Origin of the sequence: Microbacterium gorillae (genome assembly GCF_050990725.1) — a bacterium.
GTDB classification, from domain to species: domain Bacteria; phylum Actinomycetota; class Actinomycetes; order Actinomycetales; family Microbacteriaceae; genus Microbacterium; species Microbacterium gorillae_A.
Map to the genome: position 1 here is coordinate 3,390,511 of NZ_CP158844.1, position 20,162 is coordinate 3,410,672.

Consider the following 20,162-nt stretch of genomic DNA (forward strand, 5'->3'; position numbering starts at 1 on the left):
ATGACCTCCACCATCGTCCCCCCGAGCGTTCCCACCGTGGCCGCTCCCGCCTCTGCTCCGCTCACGCGCGGTCAGCTCCCCCGCTGGGCCCCCTGGGCTCTGCTCGGCGGACTGATCGTCGCCCTGGGCGCCGTCTTCGCCCTCGTCTCCGCGGCCAGCGGTGAGGCCTTCAGCATCGCCGGCTGGCTCGTGGTCTCCGGCATCGCCTACGTCGTGCTCGTGACAGTGCTCTCGGGCATCGTGGAGGGTCGCCGCAAGGCCACCGACCGACTCGTGCTCGCTTTGGTCACCGGCGCCTTCGTCATCGCGATGATCCCGTTGGTCTCGGTGGCCTGGACGGTCATCGCCTACGGCGTTGCACGCTTCGACGTCATGTTCTTCTCGAACTCGATGCGCAACATCGTGGGCGAGGGCGGTGGTGCGCTGCACGCCATCATCGGAACGCTGCTCATCACGCTCGGCGCCGCGGTGATCTCCATCCCGATCGGCCTGCTCACCTCGATCTACCTCGTGGAGTACGGGCAGGGTCGCAAGCTCGCCCGCGGCATCACGTTCCTCGTCGACGTCATGACGGGTATTCCGTCGATCGTCGCGGGTCTGTTCGCCTACGCGGTGTTCGCCCTGATCTTCGGACCGGGTGTGCGCATGGGAATTATGGGCTCCGTGGCTCTCGCCGTGCTGATGATCCCGGTGGTCGTCCGCTCCAGCGAGGAGATGCTGCGCCTGGTTCCCAACGAACTGCGGGAGGCGGCCTACGCGCTGGGTGTGCCGAAGTGGCTGACCATCCTCAAGGTCGTGCTGCCCACCTCCATCGCCGGAATCACCACGGGCATCATGCTGGCCATCTCCCGTGTGATCGGTGAGACGGCGCCACTGCTCATCACGGCAGGCTTCGCCGCCTCGATGAACTACAACCTGTTCGACGGGCGCATGCAGACCCTGCCGGTGTTCGTCTACACCGAGTGGGCCAACAAGGGAATCCCGCCCGAGGCCTACGTGGATCGGGCCTGGGCCGGTGCCCTCACACTTATCATCATCGTCATGGTGCTGAACCTCGTCGCGCGTCTCGTCGCGAAGTTCTTCGCCCCCAAGACCGGCCGCTGAGCCGAAAGGAACATCGTGTCCAAGAGCATCGAGGTCAACGACCTGAACGTCTACTACGGCGACTTCCTCGCCGTGGAGGGCGTCTCCATCAACATCGAGCCGCGCACCGTGACCGCGTTCATCGGCCCGTCCGGCTGCGGCAAGTCCACGTTCCTGCGCACCCTGAACCGCATGCACGAGGTCATCCCCGGCGCGCACGTGAAGGGCGAGGTCCTCCTCGACGGCAACAACCTGTATGGCCCGGGTGTCGACCCGGTGATGGTTCGCCGTCAGGTGGGCATGGTGTTCCAGCGCCCCAACCCGTTCCCCACGATGTCCATCAAGGAGAACGTGCTGGCGGGCGTCAAGCTGAACAACTCGCGTATGAGCAAGTCCGACCAGGACGCGCTCGTCGAGAAGTCGCTGCGCGGGGCCAACCTGTGGAACGAGGTCAAGGACCGGCTCGACAAGCCCGGCTCCGGCCTGTCCGGCGGACAGCAGCAGCGTCTGTGCATCGCGCGCGCGATCGCAGTCTCCCCCGACGTGATCCTGATGGACGAGCCCTGCTCCGCCCTCGACCCGATCTCGACGTTCGCGATCGAGGAGCTCATCAACGAGCTGAAGAACGACTACACCGTGGTCATCGTCACGCACAACATGCAGCAGGCGTCGCGCGTAAGCGACAAGACGGCGTTCTTCAACATCGCCGGCACCGGCAAGCCCGGCAAGCTCATCGAGTACGCCGACACCACGACGATCTTCACGACCCCGTCCGTGCAGGCCACCGAGGACTACGTCTCGGGCCGCTTCGGTTGATTCGCGGTTTCCTGTGACGGGGCCGGCTCTTCGGAGCCGGCCCCGTTCTGTGTTCTTGGTGTGCGGCGGGCGAGTGGGGTAAGCGCATCACTGCGTATGCGATCGTGCCGGCGTGCGTCGCAGCGCTGGCTGCGCCGCCGACGTCGCGAAACGAGGACATTGTCGCCAAGTGAGGACGATTCCGCGCTTTCGGTACTCGCCAGGACGAAATCCCCTCCGTTCGGGACGCGCAGGGACGCTGGCGATTGCTCTGTCGCGGCCAGTTCGTCAGACGACCTGCTTGAGCTGCAAGCGACTCGCCGAACGCCTGCGAGCATGTGAGCGTGCGCGGCAGCGACTCCCCAGTTCGCCGGCGAAGCAGGGGCGCCACCGGCGTGATCGGAGTCGCGTTCGGCGTCGGGCAGGCGGAGCGGTGGCAGCACTGAGCTGGTCCGCGCCGAGTGCCCTGCTGACACTGGCGGACGCAACAGTGCTGGCACTGCTACGACTGCTCTGGCTGAATCCGTTGCCCGATGCGCTCATGCTCGCGGAATCGTCGCGATCCTGCTCATGGCGATCATCACGATTGCGGCCCTGGCTTCCCCGGCCGAGCGTCGAGTCCCGCAGGATTCTGCCCGCGAGCTTGCTGATGCGCGCGACCAGTGCCTTCACCGCGACCTTCGCAATACTGTCTCTCGGAGTGCCGCTCGTGACATCCGGGGGTCGTCGGCCGTCATGGGCATGCTCCCGAGCGAAGCCGATCGGCGCGCGGAATCAGCGCGTCTGCGACCACCGCAGCGTCATCGACAGCGCCTCTGTTCCTCCGGCGTCCGTGATCCGCTCTCCTGCCGCGAACTCGCCGGGTGTGCAGGTCCACGGCTCCACGCAGATCCCGCGCGGGTCCTGCTCGTAGATGACCCAGACCCGCGACTCGCTCTCCACCGCGAGCGTGCGCCCGTCTTTCCAGCGCAGCCGCGGCACGATGCGGGCACCACGATGCACGGCGTTGCGCGGCGTCGCCGCAGGCTCGTCCGAGAGCGTCTCGGCACCGGCATCGTCCGCAAGGATCAGCTCGTCGAAGTCCGCGTCGAGTTCGGGCAGGCTCCCGTCGGCTTCTCGAACGAACCACGGATGGAATCCGAGCCCCACCGGAGCGGACTGCTCCAGGGTCAGCTCAAGATTCACGTCGAGTCGGTCCGGGAAGAGCTGATACGACTGCCACGCGACTCCCTGCCACGGCCCGTCGGTGATCTCGTACTCGAACTCGACCCAGCTGGTCCCCTGCCCGACGACCTCCCACGTGCGCTCCAGGAGGAATCCATGCGAGATCTTCCCCTGGCTGCGGCTCGGCAGGTCGATCCGATCGGTGCCGTTCTGGGCGACCCGTGAGGGCACGGTGCCCGGCCAGGGAGCGAGCGGGTAGTTGCCGCCGACCCACTCCCCTGTGCCTGCGGCGCTCGGGTCGGCCGCGAGGAACTCCGCGCCCGCGACGGTCAGCGACAGCAGGGCGGCACCGTCGGTGGGAGTCAGACGCGCGCGGGCGTCTCCGGCGACGAGGTCGATCAGCTCCGCCATCAGTCGCGCGGCGAGAGCAGGTAGGCGTTCATCTCGGCCGTGAGCTCGTCGTCGACGGTCAGCGCGCTCTCGTCGACCGACGTGATGGGCGCGGCCAACCGCACGCTGGAGACCAACCAGGCCGCATCGGCCTCCGCGAGGGCCTCGGTGCGCAGCGTCTCGTAGCCGACCTCGAATCCGCGGGACGACAGGTACTGGAACAGGCTGATCTGCGTGGTGCCGTGGAGGATTCCGGCGCCCGGCGCTGGTGTGACGAACCGGTCACCCGTGCGGATGACGACGGATGCGGTCGGGGCCTCCAGAAGGATGCCGTCCGACGAGTGGAACACCGCGTCGTCCGCGCCGCGCTTGTGCGCTTCGCGGATCGCCGCCATGTTCACCGCATACGAGAGCGTCTTCGCTCCGAGCAGCAGCCACGGAGCCCTCGCGGGCGCTTCGCTGTCGATGCCGCGATCGAGGGTGACCACGGCGATGCCCTCTGTGCGTGCCTGCGAGTTGTCCGCTGCGGGGGCGAGCGTCACCCAGGCCGTCGGGGTGGGTCCGTGCTCCACGCCGCGGCTGAGGATCAGCTTGATCACGTACTCGCCCGGTCCGCTGTGCGATGCGGCGATGGCGATCGCCTCGCGCCACTGGGTCAGGTTCGGTGCGGGCAGATCGCACAGTCGTGCCGAGTGCTCCAGCCGCTCGAGGTGCGGTCCGACCTCCTGCGCGTGCCCGTCGACCACGCCGATCGACTCGAAGATCCCGTCGCCGCGCTGCGTGCTGAGTTCTCCGACAGACAGAGCGGGGGCGGACGGATCGGTCTCAGCGAACGTGTCGGAGAATCCGGAGCGGTGGTCATCGGCCGCAACAGGCCGGATGAGCAGTGCGAAACGCGTCATGTCCCGAGCCTAGTCCGGCCGGAATCCTCGACGCGCGGATTGCCCGGACATGGAAAGACCGGGCCGCAGAAACGCCTCTCGGCGCGAGGCCGCTCGGAGCGGCAAGTTTTGGAGCCCGGGGTTACTGCGGCCCGGCACTCGATCATAACGCGGTCGAGCGCGAACGTATTCCGCGCCTCGGGATCACGGGGCTGGCGGAGGTGGCGCCGGGCGTGTCTGGGCATCGGCCGGGTATCGGGCACGGATCCTGGGCTGCTGAGCTTGGCGCTCTGCGAACGGACGTGCTGACGGGGCACTCCGCTGACGGCGCTGGCGTCAGGTGAGGCGCACGATGTCTCAGGTGAGGGTGCCGGCGCGCCAGTGCGCTGCCGCGGCATCGAGGTCCGCAGCGAAGGTGGACAGCCGCAGAGCCTTCGTCGTGAGCGCGGTGGAGCGTTCCGGCTCGGTGAGTTCATAGTCGTCCGCGAGATGGGTCGCCCCAGACGCTTCGACGCGGCTGAAGGACGCGGCGCGATTGAGCGCGACAGCGAAGTCGCCGTCAAACACTCCGCGGAGGATAGCATCAGCAAGCGCCACCATCTCGTCCGGCCCCGCCGGTGTCGGCGCTCCCGCGACGATCGGATCGGCAGATGCGAGCTCGTGGCGTCCCCGCTCGTAGATGATGCTCGAGGTGTGGGCGTCCTCGTGCACCATCAGCTGCAGCAGGTAAATCCGCCAGAGCGCGCCCGGGAGGCTGCGGGCCGGTGCCTGAGACCACAGTGAGGCGATGGTGTCGATGCCATGATCCGCGGTGAAGGCGACGAGCCGCTCGACGACCTCCGCTTCGGGATCCTCGCGCACGCGTGACAGCAACGCGTGCGCGGTGGAATGCGCCACGCGAGAGGTGTCGGCCGGGTCATGTCCGCCGAAGATCGTGTCGAACATCGACGACGGCCGACGCACCGGCTTATGGAACGACTCAGGCATCCATCCAGCGTACGCGCGGCTCCCAGCACGAGGGTCCAGGTGCGCCGAATCGATGAACATGCACCGAGAACATGAGACATTCGCCGAAGTGGTCATGGGCTCGGCGCATGTTCCTGCACGCGCGCCGGGTCCTCTGCGGAGCGCGACACCGCGCCGAACCTCTAGAGTGGAGGGACGGGCCTCTAGCTCAGTTGGCAGAGCATCGGACTTTTAATCCGCGGGTCGTGGGTTCGAGCCCCACGGGGCCCACCGTGACTTGTCGGCAGGCTCTCGGAGAGAGCACCGGGATCGAGCGCCCCTCACTCTCCGCCACCTCAGGCTTCGATGACACCAGAGTGGCAACACTCGCGCGAGAAGCGGACTGATCCAGAGCGACGGCGTCCAGGTCGTTGTCAAACACGTCGCAACGTCATCGCCGCTGAGGCGTGGCCGAGCATGCCCCTGACCGGTTTCACGTCGGCACCCGCGATGATGACCAACGGCGGTGCGGTGTCGAGCAAGCCGTGAAGTGTCACTCGCACGAACAGAGCTGACCCCTTCTCGCCACACTCTTCGCTGCGGTGATCTCCTTCGCGATGTCGGCTTGCCCCGACCTCGCCGCCGCAGTGACCCATCTGCTGGTTGCCTTCGATGGCCGCCCGCGATGTTCACCGTCACGAACATGAGCGCATCATGTGGCGCACCGCTTCGAAAGCCAACCTGCATTCCATCGCGGTCGATGAAGGCACAAGGATATGGCGAGCAACGGCGCCCGCAACGACAACAGAATGCCAGCCTTTCCCCGTGGTGAGGTTGGCACGGAGCGTGTTTAGCCTTCCGTTCGTTGTTCCCCCGGATTACCATCCCCGCATGGTGGGAAACTGATATGTACGACATCCATCAGATCGTCTGCGCTCCGCAGCCGGATATCGGCGGATACCTGGACCCCTCTCCTAGGGTCGCCTTGCCTCCTCGCGCCAGTGGCATCGCTCTTTTCGCCAAGCCTCTGAATGTCTGGGGACATACTCGACGCGATCAAGGCTCGATGGTCATTAACGCCGACATCGTGAGCGGAGCTCATGCGAGCACAGCGATGTGCCATGAGATCGGACGCTTCACAAACCTCCCGCGATACTCGGGGACTGCCGACAACTGCGTGGTGAGCGCGCCTTCGACTGTGGCGAGCTACCACACCACTGAAGTTCCACTGATCAACGGAAGATACTAACCATGTCCAGCAAAGACGACACCGTCTCTCCGCGCGGCGATTCGGCCGCGGGCATGCGAAAGCGTCGACCGATCCGCTCCGTTTACCCGATCATCACATCGGTCCTTCTCGCATTGTCACTGGTGTCATGCGCATCTCCTCAAGATAGGCGGGATGCGACCCCTCCGCCATCACAAGAGACAGTCGCGACGTCGTCGGAGATTCTCGGCGATTGGGGTTCGCTCGGCCTCGATGTCGAGCCCGTGACCAACACAAGCGAGATCCTCCAGTGGTCGGATATCGCCGTCACGGGCACGATTAGCGGCTACGTCGAAGGGAGTTATGTCGCGCGAACCAATGGTGTCGTCGTGAAACCCGTCATCGCGAGCATCGAGAATGTGACCGTCCAGTACGGCGACCTGCCGAAGCAGTCTGATGGCGTTGTCTATGTCGCCCTCATCGCGCCCGCGGGCGTCGAGGCCGTCAGCCGGAGCGTCCCCCCGGGGACGCCCGTGGCTCTGTACGGCTGGCAGATCAACGCACCAGAAGGTGAAGGGGACGAACCAGGCAGTGTCGAGGGAATCCCGGACGGACAACCGCTGTACGGATCGGCTCATCCCGCCGGCCTTGTGTTCCAGCTCGTTTCACATGACAAGCCGATCCTCGTGTGGCCCGAGCTCGGCGGCGTCGCGCCAGGGCTCACTCTTGATGATGTGCTCCCCGGACATGACCTCAAGATCATAGAGGACGAAGCCACCTATCGGGACGCCTTCGACTGAAGCGCAAGCGGGCACGTTCTCACACGGGCTCGCGCATGTCGACGAACGCCGACCGAGCGGACCCACACCTACGCCTCTGCGGCGCAGGCCTCGAATCGTGCAAGTTGGCCCGTCGGGGAGAAGCCAACGTAGGTCCTGCCCGTTGCGACGATGATCGCGTGACCGCGCCAGCGGCACGGCCCGAGCTTCACACCCGTGAATGTGCGCCGCAGCGCATCACACCGATACGGTGATTCCATGACCGAAGACCCGGCCGGTTGGGTCCGTGGCGGCGCTGCCCGACGCGCCGCGCTGATCGTGCGCTTCGTGATGGAGCTCGCACTGTTGATCGGCGCGTTCACGGCGGCGTGGCGTCTCACCACCGGCGGGTGGCAGTGGGCGACGGGAATCGCCGCGGTGGTCGTCGTCGCGGTGGTGTGGGCGCTATTCCTCTCGCCGAAAGCGGAGTACCCGCTTCCCGAGGCGGCGCGGCTCGCGATCGAGACAGCTCTGGTTGCAGCGGTCGCGATCCTGCTCTCCGTCGGCGGATTGACTGCCGTCGCGGTCGTCGGATTTCTGGTGTGGCTCGCCGACCGGATCGCGGTGTACGTATTGGACCCCCACCGCGGACAGCACCCGGCGAATCGCCGCTGAATCACAGCGGGCGCGACATCTCCAGTTCGTCGCCGATCGACGCCGTGAAATGAACACCGGTGGCGACGAAACCCGCACGACGATACGCGGCCTGCGCACGCAGATTGTCGACGTGGACGTCGAGGAAGATCTCCGACAGACCCTCGGCACGCGCCCACGCACCGCAGATGGTCAGCAGATCGTCGATCACGCCCTCCCCGCGAGCCATGGGGTCGACGTAGACGCCGACGATGATGGCGCGATCGGCCGGACGAAGCACGCCGAACTCGTTGACGGAACCCGCCTGTTGGATCAGCACCGTGGCCGTTCCGATCCACTCCCCCGCACGCTCCGCGATGAACTGGGCGGCGGTCGAGCTGCCTTCAGCCGCGTTCTCCGTGCGATCCTGCCAGAACGAGTCCGGCTCCGCGCTGGATGCTTCCACGGTGCTGAGGAACGCGATGTCCGCGTCCGGATCGGCCAGCGCGCGCAGGCGCAGCTCCTTGACACGCATCCACTCGTCCGCACGCACCTGGCGCACCGTGGTGATGATCTCGGAGGGCTCCAGGTCCGCACCGGCGGCGGCGAGTTCGCTCAGCGCGCGTGCGCTCGACTCTGGCGCCACTCCCGCGATCAAATCGGTGAGGACGCGCACCTCGAATCCGGCGTGGACGGCATCCAGCGCGGACGCCCGGACGCAGTGGTCGGTCGCGATACCGACCACGTCGACCTCGGTCACGCCATACGAGGCGAGGAGCGCCGCCGTGCCGATGCCATCCTCGGTCGTCCCCTGAAACATCGAGTAGGCGGGGATCCCCTGTCCCTTGCGGACATGGTCCGTGATGGCGCTCGTGTCCAGCAGCGGGTCGTAGTCAGCGCCCGGGGTGCCGGCGACGCAGTGCACGGGCCAGGTGTCCACGAAATCGGGGGTGCCGGTGGCGAAGTGGCCCCCGTTGTCTCCGTCCGCATCGTGCCAGTCACGCGAGGCGACAATCCGGTCGTACTCGTCGGCGTGCTCGGCCAGGAAGGCCGTGACGCCCGCCGCGACGGCATCGCCTCCGGCGACGGGGAGGGCGCCACCCTCCGTGAAGTCGTTCTGGACGTCGACGATCAGAAGTGCACGAGCCATAGAGCGAGCCTACGTGTTTCCGCGGAGAAGCACGCTCTGCTCACACGAGCGAAGGACGGATCATGGAGAAACTCGAAAACCCCCGGAGAACCGGGGGTTTTCTGTGGAGCCGCTTGTCGGAATCGAACCGACGACCTAGTCATTACGAGTGACTCGCTCTGCCGACTGAGCTAAAGCGGCGGGCCGTGGATCAGCTTACAGCATGCGCGAGTGTGCTCCGAAACCGGCCAGATTCCGGGCGAGCCGGATCACTCGCAGCGCAGACCGTCCTCCGGCGCGGTGCCGTCGATGAGGTAGGCCTCGACGGCGTCGTCCACACAGTTGTTGCCCTTGCCGTAGCCGGTGTGTCCCTCACCCACGCGCGTGATCAGCACGCCCTGTGCGAGCTGATCGGCGAGGTTCACCGACCACTGGTACGGCGTAGCGGGGTCATTGGTAGTGCCCACCACGACGATGGGTCCCGTCCCCTCGGCCACGATCGGAGCACGCACTCCGGTCGGCGGGACGGGCCACGATGCACAGGTGTTGGGGCCGTCCCAGAAGTCGGCGATCGTGGGGGCCTCAGCCCGCAGACGCTCCTCAGCGGCCGCGCTGTCGGTATCGCCCTCGTCGGGGTAATCCATGCAGTTGTATGCCGTGAACGCCTCGGTGGAGTTGTCCTCATACTCGCCGGGACCGACCCGACCGTTGTAGAAGTCGGCCAGCGACATCGCGACGCTGCCGTCGCCCTCCAGGGCGCCGGCCAGGGCCTGCGAAAGATAGCTCCAGTTGTCCTGGTTGTACATGGCCGCCGAGATCGCGGTCATGAGCGAGCTGCCGTCGAGGACGCGATTGTCGCTCGTCGGCAGCGGCGACGCATCGACCGTGTGCATCAGCGTGGACAGGTCGGTGAGCGCCTGATCCACGGTTCCTGTGAACGGGCAATCCCGTGTGGTGATGCAGTCTGACATGTACGCCCGCAGCGCGGACTCGAAACCGGCAGCCTGGGTGAGGCCCACGTCGGTACCCGAGATGCTCGGATCGATGGCACCGTCGAGCACGAGTCGCCCGGCCCGCTGCGGGAACTGCTGCGCGTAACTGGCGCCCAGGAAGGTGCCGTACGAGTAGCCGAGATAGTTCAGCTGCTCGTCGCCGAGGACACCGCGGAGGATGTCGAGGTCGTTCGCGGCGTTCACCGTGGTGATGAACGGGAGGATGCCGTCGGAGTTCTCGGCGCATGCCTCCGCGAAAGCCTGGCCGCGTGCGTCCATCTCGGTGCGTCGCTCCTCACTGCCCAGCGCACCGGCATACGGATCGTAGAGGAACGCGTCCTTCTCGTCGCCGCTGAGGCAGGAGACCTCGGTCGATTCCCCCACGCCGCGAGGATCGAAGCCGATGATGTCGTAGTTCTCGCGCAGCGGCTTGCCCACGGCGAAACTCAGCGAGTCACGGATGAGCGCGACGCCGCTCGCACCCGGTCCGCCCGGATTCGTGAGGAGGGATCCCTGACGCTTGCCCATCGCGACGCTGCGGATGACCGCGAGCTCGATGCTGCGCTCCTCGGGGTGCTCATAATCGAGCGGCACCTTCACCGTGGTGCACTGGAAGGTCGTGTTGCAGATCTTCCAGTCCAGCTCCTGCGTGTAGAAGGAGACGAGGTTCTCCGGGACGCCCTCCGTTGAGGCGGGAACGTTCTGATAGATCTCGCCCGCACCCTTCGGGATCTGCGAGTACAGACAGGCGCTGAGGGTGAGCGAGGCCGTGACCAGCAGCGCGAGCGCAGCCATCCCCCGTCGCAGCAGCGAGGTCTTCATGGTGTCCTTCCGGTTCCGACCGTGACGAGCAGGCTCTCGATGGCGAGCACGGGCGCAGCGTTCTGCTGGAGCGCCTCACGGGTGGCGGTGATCGCGTCCAGCACGGTGAGTGTGCGCTGTGGCGTCCACTGTTCCGTGCGAGCGCGTGCATCCGCGGCGAGTTCGACATTGATCAGTCCGTCCGTGCGCCCGAACTGCATCATGGCAACGTCACGGAAGAGGGACTGCATATCGGTGAGCACGCGGTCCAGACCATCGCGCAAGCTGCGGGTGGCGCGACGCTTCTGCTCGTCCTCGAGCGCGTTCAGCTGGGAGCGCACGGCGGGCGGGATCGCAGCTCCCTCGACGATGCCGACGGTGCGCAGGAGCGCAGCCCGCTCCTGCGCGTCCCGCTCCGCGGTGAGCGCCTTCGCGTCCTCCGTGGCGGCTTGAACGATCTGTCCGGCTACCTCGATCACGTCGCCGATGGAGCGCACCGCCAGCACACCGCGCAGTGTGGCTTCGCGACGTCGACGCGACGCTTCGTCCGTCGCGAGGCGCTGGGCCATGCCGATGTGACGCTGCGCATGGCGGGCGGATTGCTCGGCGATTTCAGCCGACACACCCGTGCGCGCCTGGATCAGGCGTGCGACGTCGGCGACCTCCGGTTCCCGCAGGCGCAACGTACGGACGCGAGAGCGGATCGTGGGAAGAAGGTCCGCCTCGGACGGAGCGCACAGCACCCACACTGTCTCGGCGGGCGGCTCCTCGAGAGCCTTCAGGAGGACGTTCGACGTGCGCTCGGTCATGCGGTCGGCGTCTTCCACCACGATCACGCGATGACGGCCCGCCGACGGTGACAGGTAACTGCGCTCGACGAGGGCGCGCGCGTCCTTGATGGAGATGATCACGCCCTCGGTGCGCAGAGCAGAAAGGTCGGGATGCGTGCGTGCCATCACCTGCCGCATTGCGTGCTCATCGCCAGGAGCGGCGATCAATGACGCGGCAAAGGCGTAGGCGAGCGTGGAACGTCCGGAACCGGGCGGACCGGTGATGAGCCAGGCGTGCGTCATGCTCGCGGGATCGGCAGCGGCGGAACGCAGCGTTTCGACCGCGTCATCCTGCCCCCAGACATCGCCCCAGGGAAGATCCCGGGTGTCGGAGGTGGTCGCCGTCTGCATGGTTTCAGCCTAGCGGGGGCCTCCCCCACTGCCGGTGTGGTCAGCGCAGGCGCGCAAGCACTGCCGAGCGGATCCGATCGGCGATATCGTCCACGGAACCGGCGGCGTCGACGACGAGGAAACGCTCGGGTTCGGCAGCGGCGAGCGCCAGGTAGGCGGCGCGGACCCGAGCGTGGAAGCTGTCGCCCTCGGCTTCCATCCGGTCGAACGGCTTGTCCGCCGCGTTCAGACGGGTACGGGCGGTGGCTTCGTCGATGTCGAGCAGGATCGTGAGGTCAGGCAGCGCCCCATCGGTCGCCCACAGCGAAAGGTTGCGAACCTCGTCAGCGTCGAGCACCCGCCCGGCGCCCTGATACGCGACCGACGAGTCCAGGTACCGGTCCTGCAGCACCACATCACCGCGCTCCAGCGCCGGACGCACGACGGTGGTGACGTGGTGAGCGCGATCAGCGGCGTACAGAAGTGCCTCGGCGCGCGGCACGATATCGCCGCGGTGGTGCAGCACGATGTCGCGAATGAGCTGCCCGACTTCGGTGCCGCCCGGCTCACGGGTGCGCACGACCGTGCGCCCCTGTTCCTCCAACCACGCCGTCAGCAGCTCGGACTGTGTGGTCTTCCCCGATCCGTCGCCGCCCTCGACCGTGATCCAGAGGCCGTGCGGAGTGCTCACTCCGCGGCGTCCGTCGTCTTCTTCGCGGCAGGCTTGCGCGTTGCGGCCGGCTTCTTGCCCGCGGTCGACTTCGTCGCCGTGGTCTTCGACGCCGTGGTCTTCTTTGCGGCCGTCGTCGCCTTCTTCGCCGTCGTGGTCTTCTTGGCTGCCGCCTTGCGCTTCGGGGCGGGCCCCTTGGCGCGCTTGTCGGCGAGCATCTGCACCGCGACCTCGAACGTGATGTCGTCCGGCGTCTGACCCCGCGGGATCGTCACGTTGGTCTCACCGTCGGTGACGTAGGCGCCGAAACGCCCGTCGCGAATTCGGATCGGCTTGCCGCTGACGGGGTCCGCCTCGAACTCCTTGAGCGCACTGCTCGCCCGGCGCGCACCGTACTTCGGCTGCGCGTACAGCTCCAGCGCCTCCGGGAGGGTGATGTCGAAGATCTGCGACTCCGTCTGGAGGGACCGGGAATCTGCGCCCTTCTTGAGGTACGGACCGAACCGACCGTTCTGGGCGGTGATCTCCTCCTCCGTGGCCGGGTCCACACCGACGACGCGCGGCAGGTCGAGCAGCTGCAGCGCCGTGGCGAGGTCGAGCGTGTCCACCGACATCGACTTGAAGAGCGACGCGGTGCGCGGCTTCGGCTCGTCCGCCTTCTTGGTGCGGCGCTTGGGCTTCTCCTCGACCTCTCCGGTCTCCTCGTTCACTTCTTCGTCCGACGGCGGGTCGATCTCCTGCACGTACGGACCGAAGCGCCCGTCCTTGACGACGATCAGCTTGCCGTTGTCGGGGTTCTCGCCGAGCACACGGTCGCCCGCGACAGGCGCGTCGATGAGCTCCTGGGCCTTGGCGGGGGTGAGCTCGTCAGGCGCGAGATCCTCCGGGATGTTGACGATGCGCGGCTTCGCGTCGGGGGAAGCCGGATCCGTGACCTCCAGGTACGGTCCGTAGCGACCGAAACGCAGCGTGGCGTTGTCGGTGATGCGCGTGGCGTTGAGGGCGCGCGCGTCGATCTCTCCGACGTTGTCGACGATGTTGCGGAGCCCCGTGTGATCGTCCGAACCGAAGTAGAACTCCTTCAGCCAGTCGGCACGGTGCTGCTCGCCCCGAGCGATCGCGTCCAGGTCGTCTTCGAGAGCCGCGGTGAAGTCATAGTCCACGAGCTCGGCGAAGTTCTCCTCCAGCAGTCGCACGACGCTGAACGCCATCCAGCTGGGCACGAGGGCCTGGCCGCGCTTGCTGACGTATCCGCGATCGATGATCGTATCGATGATGCTGGCGAACGTGGAGGGGCGACCAATGCCGCGCTCCTCGAGCGCCTTCACCAGCGAGGCCTCGGTGTAGCGGGGCTTCGGCGTGGTGCGGTGGTCCTTGGCCTCGACCTCGGAGACGCCGACCGACGAGCCGACCGCGAGCGCGGGCAGGGACTGGTCGGCTGCGGCGTCGGAGTCGCGACGGCGCTCGTCCTTCCCCTCCTCGTACGCTTCCAGGAAGCCCTTGAAGGTGTACACGGTACCCGACGCGGTGAACTCGGCCGACCGCCCTGCGGCGTCGACGGCGATGGTGACCGTGGTGGTCTCGAACTTCGCGTCGGACATCTGGCTGGCGACGGTGCGCTTCCAGATGAGGTCGTACAGCCGCAGTTCATCGCGATCCAGGGCGGAAGACACCGACGCCGGCGTGCGGAAGTGTTCGCCCGACGGACGGATGGCCTCGTGCGCCTCCTGCGCGTTCTTCGACTTCGACTTGTACAGGCGCGGCTTGAGGGGGACGGCCTTCTCACCATAGAGCGACACGGCCTGCTCGCGTGCGGCGGTGATCGCCTGCGAGCTCAGCGCGACCGAGTCGGTACGCATATAGGTGATGTACCCCTTCTCGTAGAGGCGCTGCGCGGTGGACATCGCGATCTTCGCCGTCATCGAGAGCTTGCGTCCGGCCTCCTGCTGGAGGGTGGACGTGGTGAAGGGAGCGTACGGGCTGCGGGTGCCGGGCTTGGCCTCGACCTTGGTGACCTCTCCGGTGCCCACGGCGGTGATCGCGCTGGCGAGAGCGGTGGCGGCTGCCTCGTCGAGAACGACGACGGCCTTCTTCAGCTCACCCTTGTCATCGAAGTCGGCACCGCGCGCCAGCGGAGCGCCGTCGAGGCGAACCAGACGGATGCCGAAAGCGGCGCCGGAAGCCGAAGCCTCGGCCTCCACGTCCCAGTACGCGGCGGAGACGAACGCCATGCGCTCACGCTCACGGTCGACGACCATGCGGGTGGCAGCGGACTGCACTCGGCCGGCGGACAGGCCCGGCTGGACCTTGTACCAGAGGACGGGGCTGACATCCCAGCCGTAGAGGCGGTCCAGGATGCGTCGGGTCTCCTGGGCATCGACCAGGGCCGTGTCCAGTTCGCGGGTGTTACCCACGGCGGCCTGGATCGCGTCCTTCGTGATCTCGTGGAAGACCATGCGCTTGACGGGGACCTTGGGCTTCAGCGTCTCCAGAAGGTGCCACGCGATGGCCTCGCCCTCGCGGTCTTCATCAGTGGCGAGCAGGAGCTCGTCGGCGTTCTTCAGGGCTCGCTTGAGCTCGCTGACGGTCTTGGTCTTGCGCTCCGAGACCACGTACAGGGGATCGAAGTCGTTGTCGACGTCGATGGAGTACTTTCCGTACGCCGCCTTCTTGTCGGCGGGAATGCTCTTCTTGTCGGCGAGGTCACGAATGTGCCCCACCGAGGACAGCACCTCGTAGTCGTCTCCCAGGTAGCCCTGGATCGACTTCATCTTCGTCGGGGACTCGACGATGACGAGCTTCTTGCCGTTTGCCACGGAGCGTCCTTTCTTCGACAGCACACCATACACGCCGTTTTCGCGGCGGTGGCTGTGACGCACATGATCGGGTCCCGCGGTGGAGGGAAGTCCAACTGCGGGTCGGGAGCCGGATCGGGGCGCTGTGCGCGCGATGATCGGGGCCGATGATCCAGCCTAGGGCCTGTTCTTGGGGGTTTGGTGCAGACGCCGGTCCAGATCGCGCAGCGGTGAACCGACAAGGCGTCCGCCCGAGGCACGCCCAGGCTCGGAGCGCGATGATCGCACATCTCAGAATCACGAGCGCAATCTGCGCCTCGGCCACTACCGGCTCGATGCGGGCGCGCGTAGCCTCCGGTGCGCGCCTGACTCGCCCCCGTGCCGGCACCCTATTCCGGCGGCCCAGCACGAGCGCGCGCCGCAGCGGTGAGGACGCCTCCTCTCACGTGCACCGTCACGGAGGCAATGGCGCCGTCGACGACGCACGAGTCGACGACAGCGCCATTGGCGGCTGCCACGTCACCAGCGCGTGCACACGGGTCGCCGGGGATCACGCCCGTGACCGTGTCGGCGGCCGCGAGCGCGGCGGCGTCCGCAGCACCCGCCGCACGTTGGGACATCACCCCTGCCTCGCCGATCACGATCGCACCGGCCATGAGCGTGCCGGCCGCGACCATGACGCTGATCGCCGTCGCCACTCCGGACATCCGTACCTCCTTACTTATGACGTGTCCGTCGAAGTCACATGCGAGGCGAACCTCTCCGTCACAGACCGCCCGACAGGGCGCATGCCCGTGCCGAGATCGTGATGGTGGCTTCGCCGAACAGCACCATGGGTGCGGTGGCAGCGACGCAGACAAGATCGCCCTCAGCTCCTGAGCTCACCTGCGCTGCCGGCACAGCAGCCGTGACTGCTGCCGATGCCCGCCCGCTGTCCTCGCCCCGCGCCAGCAGACGAGCGGCATCTGCCACCGCGTCCTGCAGCAGCACCCGTTGCCCCTGAGCCGATACGGCGCCGAGAGCGAGCGTGAGCACCAGCAGCACGGCGGGCAGCGTCACGGCGAACTCCGCCGCGACGCCGCCCCGTTCGTCGCGCCATGCTCTCCTGGTGAGCGAGACCATGGCACGACGGATCACGGCACGGAGAGCGCGCGATGCACCAGGTCGGTGAGGATGCCGCGCACCTCGTCGGACCTCATGATGACGACCAACATCCCGGCGAACGCCACGGCCGCCATCGTGGCGATCGCGTACTCCGCGGTCGCCGCACCGCTCTCGTCCCTCAACGAGACCGCCCATCGGCTCGGCCGACCCGCAGATCGGATCACGGGCAGGGCTCCGCGCTGGACGACTGCCGCGATCTCGGCACGGGAGCGCCGCCGGGTCGCGGCGCTGGTCAAATTGTTCATCTCTTCTCCTGTTCATGGGCACGATTTGCGGGCAGGGCACGTTCGTGGCGGAATCAGCGGGCCGATCCCGGCTTGCGGGGTGGCGACGACGGTGAGCAGACGTGCAGCTCATCACCACACCACCGGTGTCGAGGCGAGCACGCTGAGGATCATCGGCGCGACGCCGAGAAGGAAGAAGGCCGGCAGGGTGCAGGCCCCGAGAGGGAGCAAGAGCCGGCTTCCGAGCTGTGCGGCAGCGAGTCGCCCCTGGGTTCGAGCGCTCTGACGGTCATCGGCTGCCGCAGCGCGGAGCAGCTCTGCCGCCGGAACACCCGCGACGCGAGACAGTTCCAGCACGCGTGACGTGGTGGCCTGGTCACCGCCCGGGTCGGCGTCTTCGACGAGGGCGGATGCGCGAGAGGCTGACGCTCCGCCCGACAACGCAATCGCGGTGAGCTCCGCTCGCAGCCCCGGCATCTCTGTTCGCCGTGACGCCGATCGGATCAGGCGAGCGGACCACCACCGGCCGAGCAGCATCATCCCCGCTCCGCCGATCACACTGGCAGCACCGAACGGCGTACCGACGACCACCCCGATCACGTCGAACCCCAGTGCGGCGCCGAGAACGAGACCGGCGGCAGGCAGCCAGGTCATGAGGCGAGCGGTCATCGCGGGTTCCGCGAGCGCGATGGCGACATCGTCCGCGGCTTCAGCGGCGTCGCGCGCGGCGCCTGCGATGGCACGCAGGCTGTCGGCGAGTGGTGCGCCGACCTCGGCCGCGATCCTCCACGCACCGGCGATAGCGCGCCAGTGCTCGCCCTCCTGCTCTACCGAGTCCGCGATCCGCTCCCCGCTGCGTACCCGTGCGACGATCGACTCGGCCGGCCCACCGTCGACCTCCGCGACGAACTGCCACGCGCGTTCCGGCGAGATCCCAGCACGCAGAAGCACAGCCAGACGCTGCGCAGTCTCGGCCACGACCCGACGCTGTTCTGCTCGGCGTCGTTCAGCGCCCCGCATGAGCGGCGCTCTCAGACGCTGCGGGCGCCGACGGCACCGGCACGAAGGTCCACGCGCCGCCACGGTGGCGCTCGCGCACGGGTGGTGCTGCGGGTGCGGAGTGCTCGGAGGGATGAGGTAGCCCAACACCGCGGCCGTTGCCGACGGTGCCGCTCGCATCCCACCCGGCGATGAGCCGATCCCACTGTGCGTCGAGCTCTGCAGGCGACAGCGTCGGCGCTTCTCGCGGCGCGCGCAGCGCTCGCATGCTCGGTTCGCTCCACGCCTGCGCCTCGTCCGCGTCACTGTCTCGGGCGGGGCTCGGGTGTGCCGGGTTGCCGCGGTCGACGATCTGCTCCCTCTCGCGGAGCGAGACTCGCGGTGCGCCGTTCGCGGAAGCCCCGTCTGACCGAGGCGTGATGCGCAAACGCTCCCGCCACTCGTCGAAAGTGGGCAGGACGCCACCCTCCGCGGGCCCTGTGCTCGTGGCCTTCGCGGTCGCGCGAGGCGAGCCGGCGGTCGACGTCGCCCTTCGCCCGCGAAAGGCAGGTTTGCCTGTTTCCTCGGCGGTGTGCAACGAGGACTCGTCGGACGTCCGAGCGGACGCCGACCCGTCGAACCGGTTGTCCGAGATCGTCCGGATCGGAAGCGAGCCGGGACGGACCGCCGCGACGCGATGCCAGTCGCCGTCTGTGGTGAAGTGTGATCGGGCGACGGATTGACGCAGCGGTCGGTCGTCAGCGACATCGTCCTGATCTGACGACGAACTGTCGCGACGCCTCGGGAGTTCCTGACTGGCGAGGGTTCGCGGCGGGATGAAACGTCGGTCAGAAGCCGCCGACCCAGCTTGACCGCCGATTCCAGAGGACGGGATCTCCTCAGCTTCGCCCGCCGCGGGGGCTCCGCCACGAGCCTCGTGAGGTAGCTCCGTTCCGCCGCGAGCGCCCCCGGTGAATCCCGCCGGCAAGGCCGGTGTCGGCGACTCCGCGGCCACGACTGCACGTCGTCGTGATCGACGCGTCATCACGGGAGCGGGTGTCTGCGGGATCTCCTTCGGCACCACGAACAGCCGGCCGTCGACGATGCGGAATTCCCCCACCGCGGCGACACGGCGGTATCCGTTGGCGTCGCGTTCGAGGTGGATGACGAACTCGATCGCGCTGGTGACCTGGCGGGCGAGGGTGGTCTCGTCGAGTCCGGCCAACGCGCCGAGCGCTTCCAGGCGGGTGGCCACGTCGGCGAGGCTGTTGGCGTGCACGGTGCCCGCGCCGCCGTCATGGCCGGTGTTGAGGGCGCTCAGCAACTCACGCACCTCGACACCACGGCATTCACCGACCACCAGACGGTCCGGCTTCATTCGCAGCGCCTCGCGAACCAGCCGCGCCAGGCCCACTTCTCCCGCACCTTCCAGATTCGCCTGGCGCGATTCCAGCGCGACGTGATGCGGATGATCCAGGGCGATCTCCGCCACGTCCTCGATGGTGACGATCCGCTCCATCGGCGGAGCTTCACCCAGCAGCGCGGACAGCAGGGTGGTCTTGCCGACGCCGGCGGCGCCGCTCACCAGCAGGTTCGCCCGACGTGCGACCGCCTCCCGCAGCACGGCCTCGACACTGTGATCGATCATCCCCTGCTCCACCAGCGTGGACAGCGTCGTCGCGGCGAAGCGCGGGATCCGGATCGAGAGCGTGGTGCCCGCGGTGGCGATCGGTGCCAGCACGGCGTGAACGCGGATGCCGCCGCGCAGTCGAACGTCCACACAGGGATGAGCGTCGTCAACGTGCCGCCCGCCCTGTGCGATGAGCTCGGAAGCCAGTTCGCGCACCTCCCGTTCGGACGCCGTCCAGTCGGGAACAGGCTCGGTGCCGAAGCCACGGTCGATGAACATGCCGCGCGAACCATTCACGAACACGTCGGTGACGAGCGGATCTTCCAGCTGCGCGCGAAACGGAGCGAGAGCATCCTCGATGGCGATTTCCTGCGCCTTCGGTGCCGGTGTGATGACGAATCCAGATCCCATGCCGCGAGCGTAGGCAGGGCGCGACACGACCGGAGCGAGAAGGCTGCGGAGGGGAAGAACTTCTCCGTCGGAGAGGCCTGTGGAGAGGCAAAGAGAAGGTGGCATCCCGTGGGGGGAACAGGATGCCACCTGATGCGATGACCGCCCTTGGGGGTGCGGCGGCCTCGCCCATGCCAGGATCGATTGATCGGCCAGCACCGATCTTACGCATCCCGTGCCGCCGAGCACAAGCCATGTTCAGACCCCTCACAAACCGTCCTGCACTACTCCTTTCCGGCAGTAGTCTGGGCGCGAGGAGCGAAGTAGATTCGCCAAAGCCGCGATGGAGCGGCCTTCGTCATTTCATCGCAAA

General features: G+C 67.4%; 17 protein-coding genes, 2 tRNA genes and 1 pseudogene. 5 read left to right on the forward strand and 15 right to left on the reverse strand.

The features are described 5' to 3' along the window. Nucleotides 1–1,104 (forward strand): phosphate ABC transporter permease PstA, encoded by a 1,104-nt coding sequence (gene pstA, locus ABTV68_RS15700; RefSeq protein ID WP_433674638.1) that lies wholly within the window; start codon nucleotides 1–3, stop codon nucleotides 1,102–1,104. A gap of 15 nt (nucleotides 1,105–1,119) precedes the next feature. Beyond that, entirely contained in the window at nucleotides 1,120–1,899 is a 780-nt protein-coding gene (pstB, locus tag ABTV68_RS15705) for a phosphate ABC transporter ATP-binding protein PstB (protein WP_433674639.1), read from the forward strand. 753 nt (nucleotides 1,900–2,652) lie between these two features. Here the strand turns inward: pstB and ABTV68_RS15710 are convergent. The 3 genes from ABTV68_RS15710 to ABTV68_RS15720 form a co-directional block, all read right to left on the reverse strand. Continuing rightward, nucleotides 2,653–3,453, reverse strand: a complete 801-nt coding sequence (locus tag ABTV68_RS15710; protein ID WP_433674640.1) for a hypothetical protein — start codon at nucleotides 3,451–3,453, stop codon at nucleotides 2,653–2,655. Further along, on the reverse strand, nucleotides 3,453–4,334 hold the full coding sequence (locus ABTV68_RS15715; protein WP_433674641.1) for an aminodeoxychorismate lyase: 882 nt from the start codon (nucleotides 4,332–4,334) through the stop codon (nucleotides 3,453–3,455). The genes ABTV68_RS15710 and ABTV68_RS15715 overlap by 1 nt, the downstream gene beginning before the upstream one ends. 336 nt (nucleotides 4,335–4,670) lie before the next feature. Continuing rightward, nucleotides 4,671–5,300, reverse strand: a complete 630-nt coding sequence (locus tag ABTV68_RS15720; RefSeq protein WP_433674642.1) for a DNA-directed RNA polymerase subunit beta — start codon at nucleotides 5,298–5,300, stop codon at nucleotides 4,671–4,673. Nucleotides 5,301–5,476: 176 nt separating this feature from the next. Here ABTV68_RS15720 and ABTV68_RS15725 point away from each other — a divergent pair. The 3 genes from ABTV68_RS15725 to ABTV68_RS15735 all read left to right on the forward strand — a co-directional run bounded on the left by ABTV68_RS15725 (nucleotide 5,477) and on the right by ABTV68_RS15735 (nucleotide 7,898). After that, nucleotides 5,477–5,549: transfer RNA gene (locus ABTV68_RS15725), tRNA-Lys, on the forward strand. Nucleotides 5,550–6,509: 960 nt separating this feature from the next. After that, the gene (locus ABTV68_RS15730) at nucleotides 6,510–7,265 is read left to right on the forward strand and encodes a hypothetical protein (protein ID WP_433674643.1); all 756 of its coding nucleotides are present in this window, start codon (nucleotides 6,510–6,512) and stop codon (nucleotides 7,263–7,265) included. A gap of 237 nt (nucleotides 7,266–7,502) precedes the next feature. Further along, a complete protein-coding gene (locus ABTV68_RS15735) occupies nucleotides 7,503–7,898 on the forward strand; it encodes a YrdB family protein (protein ID WP_433674644.1) in 396 nt (131 codons plus the stop codon). A gap of 1 nt (nucleotide 7,899) precedes the next feature. Here ABTV68_RS15735 and ABTV68_RS15740 read toward each other — a convergent pair whose 3' ends face one another. The 12 genes and pseudogenes from ABTV68_RS15740 to ABTV68_RS15795 form a co-directional block, all read right to left on the reverse strand. Continuing rightward, nucleotides 7,900–8,391, reverse strand: coding sequence for a GNAT family N-acetyltransferase (locus ABTV68_RS15740; RefSeq protein ID WP_433677628.1), 492 nt, complete (start codon nucleotides 8,389–8,391; stop codon nucleotides 7,900–7,902). Between the two features lie 51 nt (nucleotides 8,392–8,442). Next, nucleotides 8,443–9,006, reverse strand: a pseudogene (locus tag ABTV68_RS15745) (isochorismatase family protein); the annotation flags it as partial. Between the two features lie 104 nt (nucleotides 9,007–9,110). Continuing rightward, nucleotides 9,111–9,186 (reverse strand) — tRNA-Thr (locus ABTV68_RS15750). A gap of 68 nt (nucleotides 9,187–9,254) precedes the next feature. Next, complete coding sequence (locus ABTV68_RS15755) at nucleotides 9,255–10,799, reverse strand: alpha/beta hydrolase (RefSeq protein WP_433674645.1); 1,545 nt, start codon at nucleotides 10,797–10,799, stop codon at nucleotides 9,255–9,257. Beyond that, nucleotides 10,796–11,959 carry a DNA polymerase III subunit delta' gene (locus ABTV68_RS15760; protein ID WP_433674646.1) on the reverse strand — a complete coding sequence of 388 codons (1,164 nt, stop codon included), beginning with the start codon at nucleotides 11,957–11,959 and terminating at the stop codon, nucleotides 10,796–10,798. Before ABTV68_RS15760 ends, ABTV68_RS15755 begins: the two co-directional genes overlap by 4 nt. Nucleotides 11,960–11,999: 40 nt before the next feature. Beyond that, nucleotides 12,000–12,629, reverse strand: coding sequence for a dTMP kinase (gene tmk, locus ABTV68_RS15765; protein ID WP_433674647.1), 630 nt, complete (start codon nucleotides 12,627–12,629; stop codon nucleotides 12,000–12,002). Next, on the reverse strand, nucleotides 12,626–15,424 hold the full coding sequence (gene topA, locus ABTV68_RS15770; RefSeq protein WP_433674648.1) for a type I DNA topoisomerase: 2,799 nt from the start codon (nucleotides 15,422–15,424) through the stop codon (nucleotides 12,626–12,628). Before topA ends, tmk begins: the two co-directional genes overlap by 4 nt. A gap of 368 nt (nucleotides 15,425–15,792) precedes the next feature. Further along, complete coding sequence (locus ABTV68_RS15775; RefSeq protein ID WP_433674649.1) at nucleotides 15,793–16,110, reverse strand: Rv3654c family TadE-like protein; 318 nt, start codon at nucleotides 16,108–16,110, stop codon at nucleotides 15,793–15,795. Between the two features lie 58 nt (nucleotides 16,111–16,168). Next, nucleotides 16,169–16,525, reverse strand: coding sequence for a TadE family type IV pilus minor pilin (locus ABTV68_RS15780; RefSeq protein ID WP_433674650.1), 357 nt, complete (start codon nucleotides 16,523–16,525; stop codon nucleotides 16,169–16,171). 11 nt (nucleotides 16,526–16,536) lie between these two features. Then, nucleotides 16,537–16,731: a DUF4244 domain-containing protein gene (locus tag ABTV68_RS15785; protein WP_433677629.1), complete on the reverse strand. Its 195-nt coding sequence runs from the start codon at nucleotides 16,729–16,731 to the stop codon at nucleotides 16,537–16,539. A gap of 192 nt (nucleotides 16,732–16,923) precedes the next feature. Beyond that, on the reverse strand, nucleotides 16,924–17,769 hold the full coding sequence (locus ABTV68_RS15790; protein ID WP_433674651.1) for a type II secretion system F family protein: 846 nt from the start codon (nucleotides 17,767–17,769) through the stop codon (nucleotides 16,924–16,926). 28 nt (nucleotides 17,770–17,797) lie between these two features. Continuing rightward, entirely contained in the window at nucleotides 17,798–19,810 is a 2,013-nt protein-coding gene (locus ABTV68_RS15795; protein ID WP_433674652.1) for a TadA family conjugal transfer-associated ATPase, read from the reverse strand. Nucleotides 19,811–20,162 lie beyond the last annotated feature (352 nt).